Genomic DNA, 282 nt, shown 5'->3' on the forward strand with positions numbered 1-282 from the left:
CGCGTCTCCCTGACAGCTACGGCACGTTCCGCGAAGGAGCACGACATGGCCCTGTCCCGTGAAGAACGCGAACACTTCCTCGCCGAGCCGCACATCGGCGCCCTCTCCGTAGCGCGGGAGGAGGCGGACCGGGCACCGCTGACCGTCCCCATCTGGTACCAGTACGCACCCGGCGGCGAACTGTGGATCATGACGGGCCGCGACTCCGTCAAGGCCAGGCTCATCGGCAGCGCCGGCCGCTTCACGATCATGGCCGACCGCCTGGAGCCCACGAGACCGAGG

At 69.1% G+C, this 282-nt stretch carries 1 pseudogene; it reads left to right on the plus strand.

Annotation, left to right across the window (positions count from 1 at the left end):
* Positions 1-45 precede the first annotated feature (45 nt).
* A pseudogene (locus tag J0695_RS41345) lies at positions 46-282 on the plus strand (pyridoxamine 5'-phosphate oxidase family protein); the annotation flags it as partial.

The organism is Streptomyces beijiangensis (genome assembly GCF_017315755.1).
Lineage (GTDB): Bacteria > Actinomycetota > Actinomycetes > Streptomycetales > Streptomycetaceae > Streptomyces > Streptomyces beijiangensis.